The sequence below is a fragment of the Halomonas sp. H10-59 genome, from assembly GCF_040070555.1.
GTDB classification, from domain to species: Bacteria; Pseudomonadota; Gammaproteobacteria; order Pseudomonadales; family Halomonadaceae; genus Halomonas; species Halomonas litopenaei.
Map to the genome: position 1 here is coordinate 1,499,065 of NZ_CP098828.1, position 20,974 is coordinate 1,520,038.

Annotated in this window: 19 protein-coding genes; 9 read left to right on the forward strand and 10 right to left on the reverse strand. The window is 64.3% G+C overall.

Annotation, left to right across the window (positions count from 1 at the left end; translation table 11 throughout):
- Positions 1-9: 9 nt before the first annotated feature.
- The 7 genes from rhaM to NFG57_RS06725 all read left to right on the forward strand — a co-directional run bounded on the left by rhaM (position 10) and on the right by NFG57_RS06725 (position 6,872).
- Positions 10-339 (forward strand): L-rhamnose mutarotase, encoded by a 330-nt coding sequence (gene rhaM, locus NFG57_RS06695; protein ID WP_348815743.1) that lies wholly within the window; start codon positions 10-12, stop codon positions 337-339.
- Positions 336-1,232 carry an amidohydrolase family protein gene (locus NFG57_RS06700; RefSeq protein ID WP_348815745.1) on the forward strand — a complete coding sequence of 299 codons (897 nt, stop codon included), beginning with the start codon at positions 336-338 and terminating at the stop codon, positions 1,230-1,232. Before rhaM ends, NFG57_RS06700 begins: the two co-directional genes overlap by 4 nt.
- A 66-nt stretch (positions 1,233-1,298) precedes the next feature.
- Positions 1,299-2,069 (forward strand): SDR family NAD(P)-dependent oxidoreductase, encoded by a 771-nt coding sequence (locus NFG57_RS06705; protein WP_045994945.1) that lies wholly within the window; start codon positions 1,299-1,301, stop codon positions 2,067-2,069.
- Between the two features lie 63 nt (positions 2,070-2,132).
- Positions 2,133-2,942 (forward strand): HpcH/HpaI aldolase/citrate lyase family protein, encoded by an 810-nt coding sequence (locus NFG57_RS06710; RefSeq protein ID WP_348815746.1) that lies wholly within the window; start codon positions 2,133-2,135, stop codon positions 2,940-2,942.
- 52 nt (positions 2,943-2,994) lie between these two features.
- Positions 2,995-4,431, forward strand: a complete 1,437-nt coding sequence (aldA, locus tag NFG57_RS06715; RefSeq protein ID WP_213230569.1) for an aldehyde dehydrogenase — start codon at positions 2,995-2,997, stop codon at positions 4,429-4,431.
- A 125-nt stretch (positions 4,432-4,556) separates the two neighbouring features.
- The gene (locus NFG57_RS06720) at positions 4,557-6,248 is read left to right on the forward strand and encodes a hypothetical protein (protein ID WP_348815747.1); all 1,692 of its coding nucleotides are present in this window, start codon (positions 4,557-4,559) and stop codon (positions 6,246-6,248) included.
- Between the two features lie 183 nt (positions 6,249-6,431).
- The gene (locus tag NFG57_RS06725; protein WP_108447580.1) at positions 6,432-6,872 is read left to right on the forward strand and encodes a hemerythrin domain-containing protein; all 441 of its coding nucleotides are present in this window, start codon (positions 6,432-6,434) and stop codon (positions 6,870-6,872) included.
- Positions 6,873-6,972: 100 nt separating this feature from the next.
- Here the strand turns inward: NFG57_RS06725 and NFG57_RS06730 are convergent, their stop codons facing one another.
- Positions 6,973-8,946, reverse strand: coding sequence for an acyl CoA:acetate/3-ketoacid CoA transferase (locus NFG57_RS06730; RefSeq protein ID WP_213230575.1), 1,974 nt, complete (start codon positions 8,944-8,946; stop codon positions 6,973-6,975).
- Between the two features lie 308 nt (positions 8,947-9,254).
- On the opposite strand from NFG57_RS06730, the gene NFG57_RS06735 reads away from it, so the two are divergent.
- On the forward strand, positions 9,255-10,106 hold the full coding sequence (locus NFG57_RS06735) for an SDR family oxidoreductase (protein ID WP_045993342.1): 852 nt from the start codon (positions 9,255-9,257) through the stop codon (positions 10,104-10,106).
- A 113-nt stretch (positions 10,107-10,219) separates the two neighbouring features.
- On the opposite strand, the gene cysK is transcribed toward NFG57_RS06735, so the two are convergent.
- Together cysK and NFG57_RS06745 are read right to left on the reverse strand one after the other, a co-directional pair.
- Complete coding sequence (gene cysK / locus NFG57_RS06740) at positions 10,220-11,191, reverse strand: cysteine synthase A (protein ID WP_045993341.1); 972 nt, start codon at positions 11,189-11,191, stop codon at positions 10,220-10,222.
- A 279-nt stretch (positions 11,192-11,470) separates the two neighbouring features.
- A complete protein-coding gene (locus NFG57_RS06745) occupies positions 11,471-12,418 on the reverse strand; it encodes an alpha/beta hydrolase (RefSeq protein WP_348815748.1) in 948 nt (315 codons plus the stop codon).
- A gap of 407 nt (positions 12,419-12,825) precedes the next feature.
- On the opposite strand from NFG57_RS06745, the gene NFG57_RS06750 reads away from it, so the two are divergent.
- Positions 12,826-13,764, forward strand: a complete 939-nt coding sequence (locus NFG57_RS06750; RefSeq protein ID WP_348815750.1) for an oxidoreductase — start codon at positions 12,826-12,828, stop codon at positions 13,762-13,764.
- Between the two features lie 126 nt (positions 13,765-13,890).
- Here NFG57_RS06750 and NFG57_RS06755 read toward each other — a convergent pair whose 3' ends face one another.
- The 7 genes from NFG57_RS06755 to NFG57_RS06785 form a co-directional block, all read right to left on the reverse strand.
- On the reverse strand, positions 13,891-14,700 hold the full coding sequence (locus tag NFG57_RS06755; protein ID WP_045993339.1) for a transporter substrate-binding domain-containing protein: 810 nt from the start codon (positions 14,698-14,700) through the stop codon (positions 13,891-13,893).
- Between the two features lie 110 nt (positions 14,701-14,810).
- Positions 14,811-16,310, reverse strand: a complete 1,500-nt coding sequence (locus tag NFG57_RS06760) for a tripartite tricarboxylate transporter permease (RefSeq protein WP_239452564.1) — start codon at positions 16,308-16,310, stop codon at positions 14,811-14,813.
- Positions 16,311-16,340: 30 nt separating this feature from the next.
- The gene (locus NFG57_RS06765; protein ID WP_124804276.1) at positions 16,341-16,874 is read right to left on the reverse strand and encodes a tripartite tricarboxylate transporter TctB family protein; all 534 of its coding nucleotides are present in this window, start codon (positions 16,872-16,874) and stop codon (positions 16,341-16,343) included.
- The gene (locus NFG57_RS06770; protein WP_348815751.1) at positions 16,871-17,872 is read right to left on the reverse strand and encodes a tripartite tricarboxylate transporter substrate binding protein; all 1,002 of its coding nucleotides are present in this window, start codon (positions 17,870-17,872) and stop codon (positions 16,871-16,873) included. The genes NFG57_RS06765 and NFG57_RS06770 overlap by 4 nt, the downstream gene beginning before the upstream one ends.
- A 127-nt stretch (positions 17,873-17,999) precedes the next feature.
- Positions 18,000-18,530, reverse strand: coding sequence for a chromate transporter (locus NFG57_RS06775; RefSeq protein WP_045993337.1), 531 nt, complete (start codon positions 18,528-18,530; stop codon positions 18,000-18,002).
- Complete coding sequence (locus NFG57_RS06780) at positions 18,530-19,096, reverse strand: chromate transporter (protein ID WP_222569256.1); 567 nt, start codon at positions 19,094-19,096, stop codon at positions 18,530-18,532. The genes NFG57_RS06775 and NFG57_RS06780 overlap by 1 nt, the downstream gene beginning before the upstream one ends.
- A 3-nt stretch (positions 19,097-19,099) precedes the next feature.
- Complete coding sequence (locus tag NFG57_RS06785; RefSeq protein ID WP_348815752.1) at positions 19,100-20,761, reverse strand: gamma-glutamyltransferase family protein; 1,662 nt, start codon at positions 20,759-20,761, stop codon at positions 19,100-19,102.
- Positions 20,762-20,974: the final 213 nt, after the last annotated feature.

Below are 20,974 nucleotides of genomic sequence, written 5' to 3' on the forward strand. Positions count from 1 at the left end.
GGAGGCCCCATGGAATTGAAAGCCTTTCGCATGAACCTGTTCCCCGGCCAGCATCAGGAGTACCGCCGTCGCCACGACGCGTTGTGGCCGGAGTTGGGCCAGGCGCTGGCCGACGCCGGGGTGCTTGACTACCGGATCTTTCTGGACAGCGATCGCCACACCCTGTTTGCGGTGATGCAGCTGGCCGAGGGCCACTCCGTCGATAACTTGCCGGAGCTCCCCGTCATGCGTCGCTGGTGGGCGCACATGGCCGATATCATGGACACCCATCCAGACGATTCGCCTGTTGTGGTGGATCTCGAGGAAGTCTTTGCCTTCGTTCCAGGAGCCACCTCATGAGCGCCATCTCGATTGTCGATCCCCATCTCCACTATTGGTCACTGGCCAGCGGAAACCAACCCTGGCTGGAAAGCCCGGTACCCAATCTGCTGGGGGACTACTCGCCGATGGCGCAGGATCATCTGCCGGAGGATCTTGAGCGCGCGCGAGGTGAGGTCGATATCCAGGCCTGCGTCCACGTGGAGGCCGATGCGGTCGATCCGGTGGCGGAAACCCGCTGGTTGGCCGAGGTGATCGCCAGCGGAGCACGGCTGGCGCCCGATGCTCTGGTGGTCGGGGTCGACCTGTCACGTGGGGATGCCGAAGAGCAGCTCGATGCTCAGCGCGAGCTGAGCGATCGGGTATGCGGCGTACGTCAGATCCTGAACGTTCATGACGATCCACTGTTCGACTACGTGGGGCGTGACTACGTCAGCGAGCCAGGCTGGCGAAGCAATCTACGCATGCTGGCATCGCGGGGGCTGTCCTTCGACCTGCAGATCTACCCGAGCCAGATGGCCCAGGCGGCTGCGCTGGCACGTGAATGTGACGACATCCTTTTCGTGCTCAATCACGCGGGCATGTACGTGGACCGACAGCATCTCGATGGCTGGCGTGCCTGGCGGGATGGACTACGTGAGTTGGCGGCCTGCGACAACGTCATGATCAAGCTCAGTGGCTTCGGCATGCTCGACCATCGGTGGACGCGAGACGCGATAGCGCCACTGGTGTGGGAGGCCATCGATGCCTTCGGTATCGAGCGGGCCATGTTCGCCTCCAACTTCCCGGTGGACGGCCTGTACGCCGGCTATGAAGACATCTGGCGGACGTACCTCGAGATCGTGACCGGTGTTTCCGACAGCGAGCGCGATGCCCTGTTCCGCGACAACGCCAGACGCTGCTATCGACTGTGAGCGGTATCTCGCTCGCCGCCTCCGGCCCATCTGGATGCTTTGACCCCTCTATTTCAGGAGAACGCCATGTTGCTCAACGACAAGACCGTCATCATCACCGGTGCCTCGCGCGGCATCGGTGCCGCAGCGGCGCTGGAGTGTGCCCGCCAGGGTGCTGATCTGGTCATCGGCTACAGCGGTAGTCCTTCCAGCAAGGGCCAGGTCGATGAATTGATTCAACAGATTGAAGCGCTGGGGCGAAAGGCCGTGGCCGTGGGTGCCCCGGCAGAAGATCCTGACACCGGCGAGGCGCTGGTGGCCGCGGCGGTGGAGCACTTCGGCGGCGTTGACGTGTTCGTCAACAATGCCGGCATCTGCCCCTTCCACAGCTTTCTCGACATGCCCCGCGAGACCTATCTGAAGACCGTGGATACCAACCTCAATGGTGCCTACTTCGCGGTTCAGGCGGCGGCCAGGCAAATGAAGGAGCAGGGCCGAGGCGGGGCGATCATCGCGGTCAGTTCGATCAGCGCCCTGGTGGGCGGCGCCATGCAGACCCACTACACGCCGACGAAAGCTGGCCTGTTGTCGCTGATGCAGTCCTGCGCGGTGGCGCTGGGGCCCTACGGCATTCGCTGCAACGCGGTGCTGCCCGGCACCATCGAGACCGACATCAATCGAGACGATCTCAGCGACGACGGAAAACGCCAGTACATGGAGTCGCGGACGCCGCTGGGACGTCTCGGAAACCCGGATGATCTGGCCGGACCCATCGTCTTTCTGGCCTCCGACATGGCCCGCTACGTCACCGGCGCCTCGCTGCTGGTAGATGGTGGCATGTTCGTCAACTTGCAGTAGCGACGGCGACACCACAGCGGCCTTGATAGTAATGGACACACGACCTTGACCTGGAGCTTGACCATGCAACTTCCCGACAACCGTTTTCGCGCCGGTCTTGAGCGCGATGCCGTCCAGTTCGGACTGTGGTCCGGCTTTGCCAGCGGCTACTGCGCCGAAATCGAGGCGGGCCTTGGCTACGACTGGATGCTGATCGACGGCGAGCATGCGCCTAATACGGTGCCCCAGATTCTGGCCCAGCTGCAGGCGGTGGCGGGGTATCCGGTGGCGCCGGTGGTGCGCTGCGTCAATCACGACCCGTCGTTGATCAAGCAGTTGCTCGACATCGGAACCCAGACGCTGATGGTGCCCATGGTGGAAACAGAGGCCCAGGCGCGCGCGTTGGTGGCGGCCATGCGCTATCCGCCTCATGGCAAGCGGGGTGTCGGTGGCGGGCTGGTGCGGGCCACGCGGTGGGACGATGTCGAGGACTATCTGACGTTGGCCCATCGGGAGCTGTGTCTGATCGTACAGGCCGAATCCGCCGCCGGCGTCGACAATGCCGCCGCCATCGCTGCGGTGGAGGGCGTGGATGCGGTGTTCATCGGCCCGGCGGATCTTTCGTCGGCGCTGGGACACCCCGGTGATCCGGGCCATCCCGAGGTGCAGCAGGCGATCGCTGCCACCATCGAGACCGTCAAGGCGGCGGGCAAGGCGGTGGGGATTCTCGCTCCGCAGGAAGACGATGCCCGCCGCTACATCGGCCTTGGCTGCGACTTCGTCGCCGTGTCGATCGATGTCAGCCTGCTGCGCCAGGCGGCGAGGGCGTCACTGGCGAGGTTTGACGAGGCGGCGGGGGGCAGCGCTACCGCGGGCGCTTCGCGCACCTACTGACGCAGACTCGTCCCACCACACCATCCGACAACGACAAGACAGGAACACAGACATGAGCCAGATTCCGACTCACCAGAACTTTATCGACGGCGCCTTCGTCGACTCGCCCGACCACCTGGAGGTGTTCAACCCGGCCAATGGCGATCTGCTGTCACGCATTCCCGAATCCGACGGTGAGCAGGTGGAGCGAGCCATCGGTGCGGCACGTGATGCCCAGAAAGCCTGGGCGGCGTTGCCGGCGATCGAGCGGGCCGGCTACCTGCGCCGAATCGCCGAGCGTATTCGTCAGGACGTACCACGGCTTTCGCGCATGATCACCGAGGAGCAGGGCAAGGTGAGCGGTCTGGCCGAGGTGGAGGTGAACTTCACCGCCGACTACCTGGATTACATGGCCGAGTGGGCGCGGCGCATCGAAGGCGAGGTGATCGAGAGCGATCGGCCCAACGAGACCATCCTGATGCTGCGAAAGCCTCTGGGGGTGGTGGCAGGAATACTGCCCTGGAACTTCCCGTTTTTCCTGATCGCCCGCAAGATGGCGCCGGCCCTTGTGACCGGCAATACCATCGTCATCAAGCCCAGCGAAGAGACGCCCAACAACTGCTTCGCCTTTGCCCGCATCGTCGAGGAGGTAGGGCTGCCCAGGGGCGTATTCAACGTGGTCAGTGGTACCGGTGGCAGCGTCGGGCAGGCGCTCAGTGACAGTTCACGGGTCGACCTGATCAGCTTTACCGGCAGCGTCGCCACCGGTTCACGGATCATGCAGAGTGCCTCGCGCCACCTGACCAAGCTCAATCTCGAGCTTGGTGGCAAGGCGCCGGCCATCGTCCTCGGTGACGCCGATCTTGAGCTGGCGGTGAAGGCCATCCGCGCCTCGCGCATTATCAATACCGGCCAGGTCTGCAACTGCGCCGAACGGGTCTATGTTGAGCGCAGCGTGGCCGACGAGTTTATCGAGCGAATGTCTCGGGCGATGGACGCCACCACCTATGGCGATCCTCTGGCCCAGCCCGACGTGGAAATGGGGCCGTTGATCAATCAGGCAGGCCTGACCAAGGTCGATGCGATGGTGAAGCAGGCGGTAGGAGAGGGGGCCGAATTGGTCAGCGGAGGCAGCGTCGCCGATCTGGGCAAGGGGCATCACTATCGACCCACGGTGCTGGCCGGTTGCCGCGACGACATGGCCATCATGCGTCAGGAGATCTTCGGCCCGGTGCTGCCCATTCAGGTGGTGGAGGACATGGACGAGGCTATCGCCCTGGCCAACGACTCCGAGTACGGCCTGACCTCTTCGATCTATACCCGCAGCCTGGCCAACGCCATGCGTGCCTGCCGCGAGATCGACTACGGCGAGACCTACATCAACCGCGAAAACTTCGAGGCCATGCAGGGCTTCCACGCCGGGGTGCGCAAGTCCGGCATCGGCGGCGCCGACGGCAAGCACGGACTCTACGAGTACACCCACACCCAGGTCGTCTACCTGGAGGCCTGAGCGGCACGCAGTGACGGCAAAGGGTCGGGAGTGACGGTGTGCGAGAGGCCACCTGTCGCGTCATCAGCGACAGGATCGCCATTCACTCCCGATGGCAGCCAACATTCCCCGAAGAGAACAAGATCATGACCGATTCTACATCGACCGAGCCGCGTGGCTCGGCGGGAGCGGCCGGCCTTGGGCGAGTGCCGCCCAGCCAGCAGTTGAGCGGCAAGTACTTTCTGGCGGCGTATTCCGGTGAGCATATCGCCGGTACCGAGTTCGTCATCGGCGCCGCGCTGGTGTCGCTGGGGGTAGGGACCAGCGACCTGATCTGGGGGCTGATCCTGGGTAACCTGATGGCGGTGCTTTCCTGGGCCTGGGTCTGTGCACCGGTGGCGGTGCGTGCTCGCATGACCGTGTACGACTACCTTGGCCGGGTGGCCGGCCGCCGATTTTCGGCGGCCTTCAATCTGGTCAACGGTTTGTTCTTCATGATACTCGGCGGCGCCATGATCACGGTGTCGGCCTCGGCCTTTCGGGTGCTGACCGATATTCCGCCGCAGACCGCCTGGTACCCACAGAGTCTGAGCTTTGTTGCGCTGGCCCTGGCGGTAGGGGCGGTCACGGTCTGGATGGTGATGAAAGGCTTCAAGCTGATCGCCAACTTCGCCAGTGTCTGCGCGCCCTGGATGATCGTGCTCTTTCTCGCCAGCGGTATTCTGTGCCTGCCGGTATTGCTTGATCATGGGGCGGCAAACGGCCTGACCGTTCTCGGCGATGTGCTCGATGCGCTGGTGTGGACCGGGGTGACTCCCGAGGGTGATCCGGGCCTGTCGGTGTGGGTGATCGCGGCCTGGGCCTGGAGCGTCAATCTGCCCCTGCACCTGGGCATGAGTGACATGAGCACCTTGCGGTTCGCGCGCAAGGCATCCTACGGCTACTTTTCTGCCTCGGGCATGTTTATTGGTCACTTCATGGCCTGGCTTTGCGCGGGCTTGATGGGGGCGGCAGCGGCATTGTTGCTGAAGTCGACGCTGGTAGAGCTGGATCCTGGCGCGGTGGCCTTCCGCGTACTGGGGGCGATGGGGCTGCTGGCGGTGGTGGTGGCCGGCTGGACCACCTCCATTCCAAGTCTGTATCGCGCGGGGCTCGCGTTTCAGGCGCTGTTCACGCGTCACGATCCTGACCGTGTCACTCTGGCGGTGGGCGTGGTCACCACGGTGGTAGCCTGCTTTCCCTTTGCGTTTACCCAACTCCTCAACGTGCTGTCCTATTTCATCATCCTGATGGCGCCGGTCGGCGCGATCATCGCCGCTGAACACTTCGTCCTGCCACGCCTCGGAATAGCGCCGTTTTGGCGCCACCGGCAGCAGCGTGTGGACAATCTGCCGGCGATACTGACCTGGGCCGGGGCATTGTTGCTGGCGCTGGGACTGCTGCTTCAAGGATCGCTGCACCTTTTCACCATCTTCATCCCGGTGTGGGCGCTTTCGTTTATCGCCTATCCGCTGCTGTGTCGTGTCATGGGGAGCCTTCGTTGCTCCACGCAAGACCCCTGGGAGGAGGCCTATGGTCCCATCGAGGTCAGCGAGAGCGAACCGGCCGCGATGCCTGCTCCGGTGTCGACCAGACAGCCGAGCTTCGTGGTCGCGGTGGCTTGCCTGGCGGTGATTCTGACCATGTCGCTGTGGCCCTGGCTGGGAGCCGCTGCGCCGGAAGATTTCCTCGAGACCTATCGGTGGTGGATCGTGCCGCCGACCCTGGTGTACTTCGTCAGCGCCATGCTCTGGTTGCGTACCCGGCGTCAGCCCGACCGGCAGCAAGTCTCTGTTTAAGCGGAGAAGGAGTCACGGACAGACTCGGTAGACTTAGGCGATCGTAGGCTTCGGGTTGCGGATCTTGAACAATATAACCATCCTTGTACAAGTTTGGTATATGGAAGAGCCGTGACATCGCCATGGAACAGACGCCGTCGACGGCGCGATCCTGGCTTCGCTTCGACAAGGAGGAAGAGATCCGTGACCATCTTTGAAGCCCTGCGTGAGAGCCACGATAAGCAGCGCCGCCTGCTGGAACTGCTGGTGGAGACCGAAGGCGACAGTGACGGGCGCGATGAGCTGTTCAAGCGCGTCAAGGAGGAGCTCGAGAACCACGCTGGCGCAGAAGAGCGGGCCCTGTACATGCCGATGATGGAGCATGACATGACCCAGGAGAAGGCGCGGCACAGCGTGGCAGAGCACCACGAGATCGATGAGCTGATCGAGGCGCTCGAGACGACCGACTACAGTTCACCGGGCTGGCTTGCCAGCGCCAAGAAGCTGCAGCATCTGGTCACTCATCACCTCGACGAGGAAGAGCAGGAGGTGTTTCAGCTCGCCGGACGCGCCTTCGACGATGCCACCAAGGCCAACCTCGCTGAAGAGTATCTGCAGGACATGCAGGATCGGGAAGCCGGCTGAAGGCAGACGTTTTTCAAGCCGCTTGCACAAAAGGCGCTGGAGGGAACTCCAGCGCCTTTTTCATGGAGAGCCATCAGACAGCCATATGGTCGCAGAATGGTCAGCTGTCTTGCTGCTCGTCGAGCAGGTGGCTCAGGGCGTCCTTGCGGTTTTCGTAGATGTGCGGTGCATCGGCACGGCGCTCCAGCGCGTCGCCGAGCTTGAGGCGCAGGAAGGCACTGGTGGTGTAGCGAGTGACGCGCTCGTAGAAGCGCTCGGACAATCCGCAGATCATTTCGGTGTAGCGCTCGACAAGGTGCGGCGCGATGGTGAAGTTGTCGTAGTTGACGATGGCATAGACAGGACGGCCCAGGGGCTCAAGCAGGCGTTCTACCTCCCTCTCGATGGTGGCGATGGTGTCATCGTCGTTGACCGCCAGTCCCTCGAAATTGATGAAGAACTGGTAAGTGTCGAGATCAACGCTCAAGCGCTCGGCGATCGGGCGCTCCAGCAGGGTCTCGAGCAGGTCCATGGAGGCGCTGTCGAACAGGCGGGGATCCATGGTGGCAAGGGGCGCGTCGATGTGGGGCCGAAAGTCCATCAGCGCCAGGATGTCGCGCTCCAGTTCCACCCCCGGGGCGATCTCGATCAGCGTCAGCCCTTGCGCGCGCAGTTCGAACACGCAGCGCTCGGTGACGTAGAGCACCGGCTGGCCGCGCTTCGCCGCCAGGGGGCCACTGAAGGTGCGGTGCTCGACGCGCTCGACAAACTTGCGCTGGCTGCCGTCGGCGTCGATCTTTAGTCTTCCCGACTCGATGGACAGTTGGGCACCGGCGGTGAAGGTGCCGACGAACACTAGCCGTTTGGCGTTCTGGCTGATGTTGATAAAGCCGCCAGCGCCGGCAAGCCTGGGGCCGAAACGGCTGACGTTGACGCTGCCCTCCTGGTCGACCTGGGCGAGACCGAGAAAGGCGATGTCCAGGCCGCCGCCATCGTAGAAGTCGAACTGGCTGGGCTGGTCGATGATCGCCTGGGTATTGATGGCGGCGCCGAAGTCGAGCCCGCCCGCCGGCAGACCGCCGATGACGCCGGGCTCGGCGGTCAGCGTCAGGTACTCCAGCAGCCCTTCCTCATTGGCCACGTTGGCGATGCCCTCGGGCATGCCGATGCCCAGATTGACGATGCTGTTGGGCCGAAGCTCGAAGGCGGCGCGGCGAGCGATGACCTTGCGCTCGGTCAGCGAGAGGCTGGCGATGTCATTCATCGGCGCCTTCAGTTCGCCGGCGAAGGCACGACTGAACTGGGTGGCGAAGGTCTGCCAGTGATGCTCGGGCTGTGCCAGCACCACGGCGTCGACCAGCACGCCGGGGATCTTCACGTCCTTGGCCTTGAGGGTGCCTCGTTCGGCCAGACTCTCGACCTGGACGATGACGATGCCTCCGGAGTTGTGCACCGCCATGGCAATGGCCTGCATCTCCAGAAACAGCGCCTCACGCTCCATCGTCACATTGCCGTCGGCGTCGGCGGTGGTCCCGCGCAGTAGCGCGACCTGAATCGGCTGAGCCTGGTAGAACAGGTACTCCTCGCCATCGATAGGCATCAGCCGCACGCGATCTTCGGTGGTGCGCTCGTTGATCTTGCCGCCCCCCTGGCGTGGGTCGACAAAGGTATCGAGCCCCACCTTGGTCAGGGTGCCCGGCTTGCCGGCGGCGGTGTCGCGAAATAGATGGGAGATCACGCCCTGTGGCAGGTTGTAGGCCTCGATCTGGTTGTCGATGGCCAGCTTCTGCAAGCGCGGTACCAGCCCCCAGTGGCCTCCGATGACGCGCTTGAGCAGTCCCGGGTGACCGAAGTGATCGACGCCACGGCCCTTGCCGTCGCCCTGGCCGGCGGCGTAGATCAGCGTCAGGTCACGAGGATGGCCGGACTCCACGAAGCGTTGCTCCAGCGCTACCGCCAGTGCCTCGGGAAAGGCCACCCCGACGAAGCCGCCGGTGGCAAGGCTGTCGCCGTCACGGATCAGCTGTACCGACTCCTCGGCACTGACCACCTTGTTGCGTTGGCGACTGACGCTGGGAGGAGTGCGATGGGGCATGGGTGTTCCTTTTCAAGCCATGGGGATAGGGGGCACGTCGGCACGCAGCGCCTATGGACCAGTGTGAGCGACATGAAGGCGGCGAGAGGTCGAGATGCTTGACGGTGCAAAGTAGAGAGTCGTTGCTTGGCCCTTGAAGTCAGTCGCTGACTGTCCCACTCTGTACAAAAGTGGTACACAACCTTCACGTCACGTGCAGAAAAGGGCTTCTGCCGCAGACGCCTGTTGCGTACCGCCGGCCCCCAGGGATGCCCGTGGTGGCGGGGGCCATGACGTTCGCCATGTCGATGAGCCGAAGGAGTGGATCCATGTCTACACAGCAACCCCCTCAGCAACAGCATCGTCAGCCCGGCAGCGAGTCGGCCATGCAGCCCGAGCCGGAGGTGATCCGTGACAGCTACCGTGGCAGCGGCAAGCTGGACGGCAAGGTGGCGCTGATCAGCGGCGGCGACAGCGGTATCGGTCGCTCCGTGGCGGTGCACTATGCCCGTGAGGGCGCGCACTGCGCCATCGTACATCTGGAAGAAGATCAGGATGCCGAGACCACCCGCCAGATGGTCGAGAAGGAAGGCGGTGAGTGCCTGGTGCTCAAGGGGGACGTCGGTGATGCCGACTTCTGTCGTCAGGCCGTGGCCAGCACCATCGAGCGCTTTGGACGGCTCAATATCCTGGTCAACAACGCCGCCGAACAGTATGACTGGTCCGATATTACCGAAGTGGATGATGCGCAGCTGGAGCGGACCTTCCGCACCAATGTCTACAGCCACTTCTATCTGTCCAAGGCGGCGGTGCCCCACCTCGACGCCGGCGATACCATCATCGCTACCTCCTCGATCAATGCCTTCAAGGGCAATGACACGCTGCTCGACTACACCGCGACCAAGGGGGCGGTGCAGGCACTGGTACGTTCGCTGGCGGCGACCCTGATGGATCGCGAGATTCGCGTCAACGCAGTGGCCCCGGGGCCGGTATGGACGCCGTTGATCCCGGCGAGCTTCGACGAACAAAAGGTCGCCGAGTTCGGTGGTCAGGTGCCGATGAATCGGGCAGGCCAACCCAGCGAGATGGGGCCCGCCTATGTCTATCTGGCCAGCGAGGAGTCGTCTTACATGAGTGGTCAGACGCTGCACCTCAATGGCGGCGTGGTGCTCAATACCTGAGATGCCGCGGGAGGCTGCGCGACTCGCCTCTCCAGCGGCAGCGATGAAAGGCGGGATCGAAATGACAGGCGAGCCGGCACGGGCCGGCTCGCCTGTTGACCGTCTGGGCGACGTTACTGGTTGAGTTCCTGCTCGGTGAACAGGTCAGCGAACAGCGCCGAGCTCAAATAGCGCTCAGCGCTGTCTGGCAGTACCACCACGATATTCTTGCCGGCGAACTCAGGCAGCTTGCTGACACGCACCGCAGCCTCGACCGCTGCCCCGCAGGAAATGCCGCAGAGGATGCCTTCCTCACGCATCAGTCGATGGGCCATGGCCATGGCGTCCTCGTTGGTGACCGTCTCGACGCGATCGACCAGATCCATGTCCAGATTGTCCGGCACGAAGCCGGCTCCGATGCCCTGGATCTTGTGGGGAGCGGGCTTGAGTTCCTTGCCTTCCCTGGCCTGGGTCAGGATAGGGGAGTCGGTGGGCTCCACCGCCACGGTGGTGATCGCCTTGCCCTGGGTCTTCTTGATGTAGCGCGAGACCCCGGTCAGGGTGCCCCCGGTGCCGACGCCGGCTACGAAGACATCGACCTCGCCGTCGGTATCGTTCCAGATCTCGGGGCCGGTGGTGGTCTCGTGGATGCGCGGGTTGGCCGGGTTGGAGAACTGCTGGGGCAGGAAGTAGGTCGACGGATCGGACTTGGCCATCTCTTCGGCCTTGGCGATGGCGCCGGGCATGCCCTTGGCCGGTTCGGTCAGCACCAGTTCGGCGCCCAGGGCCTTCAGTACCTTGCGTCGCTCCAGGCTCATGGAGGCCGGCATGGTCAAGGTCAGCGGGTAGCCCTTGGCGGCGGCAACGAAGGCCAGGGCGATGCCGGTATTGCCGCTGGTGGGCTCGATGATGGTCATGCCCGGCTTGAGCACGCCGCGTTCCTCGGCATCCCAGATCATCGCCGCACCGATCCGGCACTTGACGCTGTAGGCCGGATTGCGCCCCTCGATCTTGGCCCAGATCGTGGCGCCTTCATTGACCCGGTTCAGCCGCACCAGTGGGGTGTTGCCGATTGCCTGGGCATTGTCGTCGTGGATGCGAGCCATGTCTGACCTCCGTTGCAGGGCCCCGGGTAGCCAGTACAGGCGAGTCGACCAGGGGCAAATGATGGATGCGAAAGAAATCTATCGAGCGTCCACTATGCCTCAGGTTGGCGCCCGCCACGAGAGAGCGAGGGCTCGCTTACCGCCAAGGGATTTAAAGCGGCTGGCGAAACAGCACGCGCCCGCATCAAGCGGGCGCGTGATCGGCATGGTGAACGCCGTCGCCGTTCAGGACCCAAGGTCGGGTCTCCCGGCGAGCAGCGCTGACAAGGGCAGAACCTTCTACTGCTGGTCCCACGCAACGAAGGCGTCGACCACCTCCTGTGGGCGCTCCAGCGGATAGAAGTGGCTGGCGTCCAGATATTCCCAGGTGGCGTGGGGCATGATGCGGGCCAGCGCCACGCCGGAGACGTAGGGCGGCTGGAAGGGGTCATGCACGCCCCACAGCAGCATCGCAGGCTTGTTCCACATCACCATCTGAGGTGAGGCCTCAAGGGTAAGGCGGTTATCCATGGCCTTGAGGTACTCGATGAAATGGTTGCGGGTCGACTCGTTCTCGGCATAGTTGCCATAGAGGTCCTCTAGGATTTCGTCGGTCAGGGTCTCCTCCGGCTGCATGAGACCTGCCGAGGCGAAGTTCTTGACGATCTCGCGGACGTTGTCGGCACTGAAGATCTGGCTGGCCTCGGCGGACTTGGCCTTGGCGATGGCGGCGTTGGCCTCAGGGACCGGCCACATGTCGAGCACGGCGGAGTTGCCGATCACGATCTTGCGGACCTGGTTCTGCTCCTTGAGCTCGGAATCGGTCACCATGATCTGGGCGATGCCGCCTCCCAGGTCGTGGCCGAACAGGATGTAGGGGCCGGGCATCACCTGATTGGCGAAGTCGGTTATGATTTCGGCCTGGCCCTTGAGCGAGTGGTCGGCATCCATGGGGCCGTCGGTGTAGCTGAGCCCGAGTTGGCCGGGCGCGACGACGTGATAGCCCTGTTCCGCCAGCAGCGGGCCCACCCGGGAGAACAGCACGCTGTTGAGCGGAATGCCATGGATCAGCATGACCGCCGGGTCACCAGGCTCGCCCCATTCGCGATAGGCGACGCGAAAGTCTCCTACATCAGCAAACTGACGGCCGGGCATCTCGTCGGCAAAGGCCGCAAGTGGTGTGACGGCAAGCGGTGTGATGGCAAGGGCGAGCGACAGGGCAAGGGCGTTGATCGTGCGGATGGGCATGGCGGCTCCTGGGACGGTTATCGATAGCGCTGGCGCCGATGAGCACGGTCGTGATGGCGGTGGCGCAGGCACGAGTGTCAACGGCGGTGCTGACATGGGAGACGGTGGCCGGCCGAGGGCCGAGGCCAGTCGCTTCAAAGGCACTTCATACTCTAGATCAGCGTTACCCGATAAGAAGCCCCCCTGGATTGTCCAAGCATGTTTGAGCATAACGTGATGAAAGCTCGAGTCTGTGCCTTCTCTCCGAGGCCTGTGCCTCTTCACCATGGTCGGGGTTAAAAGAGCACAAGATCGAGCACCTACCTCGAAAGGTGAGTGCCATCTTCGAATTCAAACGCGCTAGCGTGGTAACCGAATCCATGAAATAGGGAGCTTGGCCGTTGAACCATCAAGGGACTGAAAGGTGCGTGCTGGTGACAGGGGCGTCGTCAGGGATCGGCGAGGCGATCGTCACCGCGCTGCTCGAGCAGGGGTTTATCGTCTACGCAGGCGCTCGGCGGGTCGAGCGCATGAGCCACCTGGCTGGCAAGGGCGCCCGGGTGCTGTCGCTGGATATCACCGACGCCGACAGCATTGCCGCGGTGCTGACACGTATCGAGCGCGACGGCGTCGAGCTCGATGGGTTGGTCAACAACGCCGGCTACGGCAGCTATGGCGTGCTGGAGGAAGTCCCGATCGAGGAGGCCAGGCGTCAGTTCGAGGTCAACGTGTTCGGGCTGATGGCGTTGACTCGGGAGGTCTTGCCCGGCATGCGACGTCGACGGCGCGGTCGCATCGTCAATATTGGCTCCATGGCCGGCCGTATCTGGTTTCCGGTGGGTGGCTGGTACCACGCCACCAAGTACGCGTTGGAAGCGCTGAGTGATGCCCTGAGGGTCGAGACGCGCCCCTTTGGCCTGTCCGTCAGCCTGATCCAGCCCGGGGTGATTCGCAGCGAATGGGCGGCGATTGCCCGCAAGCCCTTGTGCGAGAACCCTCCCGAGGCGCCCTATGCGCGGATCAAGCGCGGCATGGCCGAGATCCTCGCCGATCACTCCCGGGCCGGCACCCCCGAGATGATCGCCGAGGCGGTGGTCCATGCCCTGACCGCCAGTCGCCCGCGTCGACGCTACGCGCGGCCTCGGGACGCCAGGATATTGATCTTCCTGCACTGGCTTTTACCCACCTGGGCGTGGGAGAGAGGCGTCAGGTGGTTGCTGGCACGCTATGCCCGCAAAGCGAGTGACGACAACGGCGGCGGTGCTAGTGTCGACGGAGACGAGGCCGGCCCTGACAGCGGCCCGGAAAACAGCAACGAAAGCGGTAATCCACGCGACGGCGAAAAGCGGGGTGAGGCGGAAAGCTGAGCCGACGCCGGTCAGAACAACGTGGAAAGCATCGAGGGAAGCATCAAGGGAAGCTACAAGGGAAACCACGACGGAAACGACAAGGGCCCGCCATGCTCAGGCGGGCCCTTGTGATTGCCATGCCGGTTACAGGCGGCTGGCGGGGCGCAGGTCGTAGTCGAAGTACTGCTCCATCAGTCGCTGGAAGGTGCCGTCGGCGTAGACCTCGTTTAGAGCCTGGTTGAAGGTCTCGGCCAGGGCTTCATCGCGGGGGCGCACGGCGATGGCGTTGCCGCGCCCGAAGATCGATTCTGGCGAATTGATACGCTCGCCGACCTGGGTGAAGTCGCCATCCTCGGCCTTGATATCCAGCGCCTCGATGGCCACCGGGTAGTTGATGAAGGCCAGGTCCAGACGCCCGCTTTCCATGTCGAGGGCGACCTCGTCGGCGGTGGCGTAGCGGCGGATATCGAGGGTGTCGCGATAGCGCCCGGTGATGTAGGTGTCCTGGGTGGTACCGCGCTGGACGCCGACGGTCATGCCCTCGAGGCTTGCCAGGTCTTCCGGGTCGACGGCCTCGCCGCGACGGGCCACCCAGACCTTGGGCGACATGGCGTAGGGCTCGCTGAAGCGAACCTGGCGTTCACGCGCTTCGGTGATGCGCATCGACGACAGGATGGCGTCGTACTTGCGTGCCAACAGGCCGGGGATGATGCCGTCCCAGCCCTGGACGATCCACTCGCAGTCCAGTTCGGCGCGTTTGCACAACTCGTTGCCCAGATCGATCTCGAAGCCCGCGAGTTCGCCGTTGGCGTCGCGGTATTCGAACGGTGGATAAGGCACATCGACGGCGATACGCACCTGGCGAGCCTCGTCGCCGAAGGCGGCGGGCATCGTCAGCATCGTCGCGCAGGCGATGGCCAGGGGGGACAGCAGACGCTGGGAGAAAGAGCGCATGGGGAACCTTGTCGTCAGGGAAGAAGGGGGAGGGGTTATCGTTATGGTGACCGTCGACGGGGCCAGCAGGGCCCCGTCGAGGGACTGTCGGGTGAGTTGCACCCAGGCCGTCAGGCCGCCTGCAGCCGCTTGGTGCGACGGTGGTGGCGTACCGCCAGCACGACCGACAGTGCCGCTAGCAACAGCAGGCCCAGCGAGATAGGACGGGTGAAGAACAACATCCAGTTCTCGTCGGACATCAGCGCGCGGCGCAGGTTGGTCTCGGCGATGGGGCCGAGAATCACGCCCAGTACCAGCGGTGCCAGCGGGTAGTCCAGCTTGCTGAGCACGTAGCCGAAGACGCCGACACCGAGCAGCAGGTAGACGTCGGTGACCCGGTTGTTCAGCGCGAAGGCACCGATCACGCAGCACACCAGGACCACCGGCACGATGATCGACTTGGGCACCTCGGTGACGCGCAGAAACCAGCGCATGCTGAACAGACACACCACCAGTACCATCAAGGCGGCCACCAGCATCGCCATGAACATGCCGTAGACCAGATCACCGTGATCCATGATCAGGCGCGGACCGACGCCGATGCCGTGGACCATCAGTGAGGCCATCAACACCGCGTCCACCGCGCTGCCGGGGATACCGAGGGCGATCATCGGAATCAGGCCGCCACCGGAGGTGGCCGAGTTGCCGGACTCCGAGGCGATCACCCCTTCCGGCGTCCCGGTGCCGAAGGCCTCCGGGGTCTTCGAGGCGCGCTTGGCCTGGTCATAGGCCAGCAGGTTGGCGATGCTGCCGCCGGCGCCGGGCACCGCACCGATGAACACCCCGACCAGTGAAGAGCGCACCAGGTTGACCGGATAGCTGAGCGTTTCCTTCAGCGCCGCCATGGGGTTGAAGTGGACGTCGTCGGGCATCAGCGCCTTGCCGTGCTTGACGCCCTCGGCGTCTTCCACCTCGGACAGCAGCTGGCTGACGGCGAAGATACCGATCAGCACCACCAGGAAGGGGAAACCGTTGGCGAGCAGGTCCGAGTCGAAGGTGAAACGTGCCACTCCCATCATCGGGTCGGAGCCGACGGTGGCAATGAACAGTCCCAGCAGGCCGGTCATCAGGCCCTTGAGCATGGACTTGCCGACCAGGCTTGCGACCACCGTCATGGCGAAGATGATCAGCGAGAAGTACTCCCAGGCGCCCAGCTTGACGGCGATCAGCGCCAGTGGTGGGGCGGCGATGATCAACACCACCACGCTGACCAGGGCGCCGAAAAAGGAAGCCCAGATACCCAGCGCCAGGGCGCGGCCAGGCTCGCCCTTGCGCGCCATCGGGAAGGCGTCGAAGGTGGTCGCCACCGACGACGGCGTGCCGGGGATGCCGAGCAGCGCGGCGGAGATCAGGCCGCCGGTATAACCGCCGACATAGACCGCCAGCATGGTGGCCACGCCCTGCAGCGGGTCCATGGTGAAGGTCAGCGGCAGGGTCAGCACGATGGCCATGGTGATGGTGAAGCCAGGAATCGCCGAGGCGATGACGCCGGCGATGACACCCAGCAGCATGGCGAACATGGTCGAGAGCGTAAACAGTTGGTCCATGCCGGACAGCAGCGCATCCATCATGAGCAATTTCCTCGAGGAGTCGTTGCCGCCTCAGCCGAACAGGCCGCGGGGCAGGCTGATGACGAAGACGTCGCGGAACAGGGTGTCGACCCCGAGCGAGAACACCAGGGCGACCACCACAGCGATGGCCAGGGCCTTGAGCGAGCGCGCGCCCAGAAGCCATTGACCCGCTAGCAGGAAGGCCAGCGAGGCCAGGCTGAAACCCAGCCAGGGCAGGGCGATGATATACACCGCAAACAGCGCCAGCACAGCGAAGGCCAGCCGGTGACGCCAGATCCAGGCACCGACCTGGCCGCGCTCACCGGGGCTCTGGCGCAGGAAGGCACGCGCCTCCTTGAAGGCGATGGCCAGGTTCAATGCCACCAGCGCCGCCAGCACCAGCCGCGGGAAGCTGCCCGAACCCAGTGGTTCCCACATCGACGATGGCAGCGCCTGGGCCCTGACAAAGAGCGCGGTGAACAGCGCCGCCAGGGCGATGTTCAACAGCACATGGGCCAGGGGACCACCCCGGCCCGGGGCGTGCCGCTCCCCGGAAGGGGAGCGGTCGGTGGTGCTCTGGCTCATCGTGCAAGCTTCCCTGACAGACGCTCGATGGTGGCGTTGCTGGTCTCGAGGTACTCGGCGAACGCCTCGGGGCCTTCGAACACCACACTGGCGCCGGCGTTGTGCACCGCCTGGGCGAAGGCCTCGTCCTGGCTCATGGCCTCGAAGGCCTCGGCCAGGGTGTCGATGCGTTCTTCCGGGGTGCCCTTGGGTGCCAGAATGCCGCGAATGATGTTCAGCTTGAGCTCAGGATGGCCGAGTTCGGCGAAGGTCGGCACGTCCGGCGCTTCGGGTTGGCGCTCCTCGCTGCCCACCGCCAGGAATCGCAGGTCACCGTTCTTGACGAACTCGCCGCTGGAGGAAATGTCGCCGATGGCGGCGTCGATGTGGCCGCCGACCAGGGCGCGGATGCGCGAGCCGGTGCCCTCGAAGCCGACGTAGCGGAATTGCAGGTCTTCGGCTTCTTCCATCATGGCGGCGTGGATATGCGGCACACCGCCCAGGGTCACGCCGAAGCGGACCTCACCCGGGTTGGCCTTGGCGTACTCGACGAACTCCTCGAAGGTGGTGTAGGGCGCGTCGGCGGGCGCCGTCAGGTACTGGGGCGACTGGGTGACTCCGGCCACCGGTTCGAAGTCATCGTAGTTGAGCGGAGTCAGGCCGGTGTGATGGGCCACCATCAGACCTTCGTGGACCTGACCGATGGTGTAGCCGTCGGCGTCACGCCGGGACAGCTCCTTGAGGCCAGTGGTGCCGCTGACCCCGGGCATGTTGATCACCGGGATCGGCTGACCAAGCTGGGATTCGGCGTGGTTGGCGACCAGGCGCATCAGGGTGTCGCTGCCGCCGCCCGGCGACCAGGGCACGATGAATTCCACCGGCTTGTCGGGATAGGCGTCCTGGGCCATGGCCACACTGGTGGCGGCCAGGGCGGAGGCAGAAACCACCAGGGCCAGCGCGGTCCGGGTGAAAGAGCGGCGAGAGAGTGTGGTCGTGGAAGGGGCGCGATAGAGGGTCATGGGAATGTCCTGTGCGTTGAGGGTTGTTGTCACTGATTGTTGGAATGGATGGTCGACGTTGATTGTTGTGGGTGGTTCGAAGCGAATGCGTATTGTTGTGGTTGGTTCGGCGATGGTGTGTCGTCTCTCAGCCCAGCAGCAGGGCGCCATAGCCCAGCCCGAAGCACACCACCAGGGCCGGGTGTACGCGGGTCTTGAGCAGCAGCAGTGCCGCCACTGCCGCGATGATCAGGGTGTGCACCAGGCCCGATGTCGCCATGCCCTCCTTGAGGAAGCTGACGGTCAGGTAGGCCATCAGCACCATGACGACAGGACGGACCCACTGGCTCATGGACTTGACCTTGATCGAGTCACGGTAGCGATAGAGGGTGCCCAGGGCCGCCAGCATCAGCAGCAGCGAAGGGCCGACGGTGGCCAGCACCGCCACCATGGCACCGCCGGCGCCGGCTACCTCATAGCCGATGTAGCCGGCCATCTTGGTGGCGATGGGGCTCGGCAGGGCATTGCCCAGCGCCAGCGTCTCGGCGAAGCCCTGATGGGTCATCCAGCCGTAGGTGCCGACCACCTCGTTCTCGATCAGCGGAATGATCGCGGGCCCACCGCCGTAGCCGACGATATTGGGGATGAAAAAGGCCAGAAACAGCTGCCAGTAGATCATCACAAGCGACCTCCTTCAGGGGCGTTGCGGGGCTTCTCGGGCCTGAGCAGAGCGGCGATCAGAATGGCACCGATGATCAGCCCAGGGTGTACGCCAAGACCATAGATCAGGCCACCGGCGGCCACTCCCATGACCAGGGTGGCGACCACGCCGAGCCCGGCCCGGGACTTCTGGAAGAAATCGAAGGTCAGCTGGGCCATCATCACCATCACCACCGGCACCACGCCCAGCCCCATGCCCTGCACCCAGCGTTGGTCGCCGTAGCGACTGTAGAGGCCGAGCAGCGCGATCATGGCGAAGATCACCGGCACGATCACCGCCACCACCGCATTGATGGCGCCGAACACCCCGCCGACCCGATAGCCGATGTAGCCGGCCATCTTGGTGGCGATGGGCCCCGGCAGGGTATTGCCGATGGCCAGGACATCGGCGAAGGCGTCGTCGTCCATCCAGGCGTGGCGCTTGACCACCTCCTGGTGGACCAGCGGAATCATCGACGGACCGCCGCCGAAGCCGAAGATACCGATGCGAAAGAAGGCGGCAAATAGCGAAGCTTGTACGCTCATGGGTCAGAGCACCGCGATGGTGGCGTCGGTGCGGGGCTCGGTGCCGCCACAGTAGATGCCGGTATCGGGGTCACGCAGGATCACCTGGCCACGGCCGTAGCTGCGGCTGTCGGTATCCACCTGCATGCGATGACCACGTGCGGCCATGGCACGTACCAGCGGTGCCGGATAGCCGTGCTCGATACCGATGGTACGACCGCCCATCCACTGCCAGCGCGGTGCGTCCAGTGCCGACTGGGGGTTGAGGCCGAAGTCGACCAGGTTCATCACTACCTGGACGTGGCCCTGGGGCTGCATGAAACCGCCCATCACGCCAAAGGGCCCCAGCGCCTTGCCGTTTCGGGTCAGGAAGCCCGGGATGATGGTGTGGAAGGTCTTCTTGCCAGGCTTGAGCACATTGTCGTGGCTCTCGTCGAGGCTGAAGTCGTGACCGCGGTTCTGCAAGGCGATGCCGGTTCCCGGCACCACGATGCCGGAGCCGAAGCCGTGATAGTTGCTCTGGATGAAGGACACCATGTTGCCGTCCGCGTCGGCGGTGGCCAGATAGACGGTGCCACCGGCCCTGGGCTTGCCCGGCTGCGGGTCGATGGCCGCGTCCTGGATCAGCTCGCGACGGGCCTCGGTGTAGGCGTCGGACAACAGTTCCTCGACCGAGTAAGTCATGGCCTCTGGCTCGCTGATGTGGGTCTTGCCGTCGGTGTAGGCGAGCTTCATCGCCTCGAGCTGACGATGCAGCAGTTCCGGGTCGTCGCGGTGGGACGCCGGATAGCCATCGAGCAGGCGCAGCGCCATTAGCGCCACCAGGCCCTGGCCATTGGGCGGGATTTCCCAGACGTCGACGTCGCGGTAGCGGGCCGAGATCGGGGTGACCCACTCGGGCTGATAGGCCGCCAGGTCGTCCTTGCGCAGATAGCCGCCGGTGCGACGCGAGAAGGCGTCGATGGCCTCGGCCAGCTCGCCCCGGTAGAAGCTCTCCGCCTGACTCTCGGCGATGGCCTCCAGGGTCCTGGCCTGGTCTTCGTTGCGAAACCACTCACCGGCGTCGGGAGCGCGGCCATCGAAGGTAAAGGTGTCGAACCAGGGCTGGGTGGCTTCGCCTTCGAGGTGCTTGTGGAAGGTCGCGGTGTCGCGCTGCCACAGGCTAGCGATGACCGGTGACACCGGAAAACCATCGCGGGCCAGGCGAATGGCGGGTTCGAGCAGGGTCTTGAAGTCCAGCTTGCCGAAGCGGCGCGACAGTTCGGCCCAGGCGGATGGCGTGCCGGGCACCGTCACCGGGGTCCAGCCGTAGAGCGGGACCTTGTCGTGGCCGGCCTCGACCAGCGCTTCCCGGTTCAGCGCCTGGGGCGCCACGCCGCTGGCGTTGAGCCCGTGCAGCTCGCCGTTGCCCTGATCATCGTTGGCGATCCACACCAGCGCGAAGGCGTCGCCGCCGATGCCGCAGCCGGTGGGCTCGACCACCGTCAGCGCGGCGGCGGTGGCGATGGCGGCGTCTACCGCGTTGCCGCCGCGGGCGAGCACGTCACGGCCGATCTGCGCGGCCTGGGGCTGGGACGCCGCCACCATGCCATCGCGAGAATAGGTCGGGCTGCGCCGGGACGGGTAGGGCGTGGCATCGGGGTAGGGAGTGGACAGGGAGCTGGGGTTCGCGCGCTGGGAAGACATGGCGTCTCTCTTCAAGGTGGCTGACTCGAGGTCGCTGATCCAAGCTGGATCGGGTCAATCGTTATTGGTGTTAAAAATCGATTTTATGATCCGACTATGCCGCGCCCTCGAAAGGCCGTCAATCCCCTGAAGAGCGATCCAACGGTTCGGGGCCCGGCAAGGCGGGCCCCGAGAATGATGGCGGGTTTGATGTTCATCGTGGCCGCGATCCAG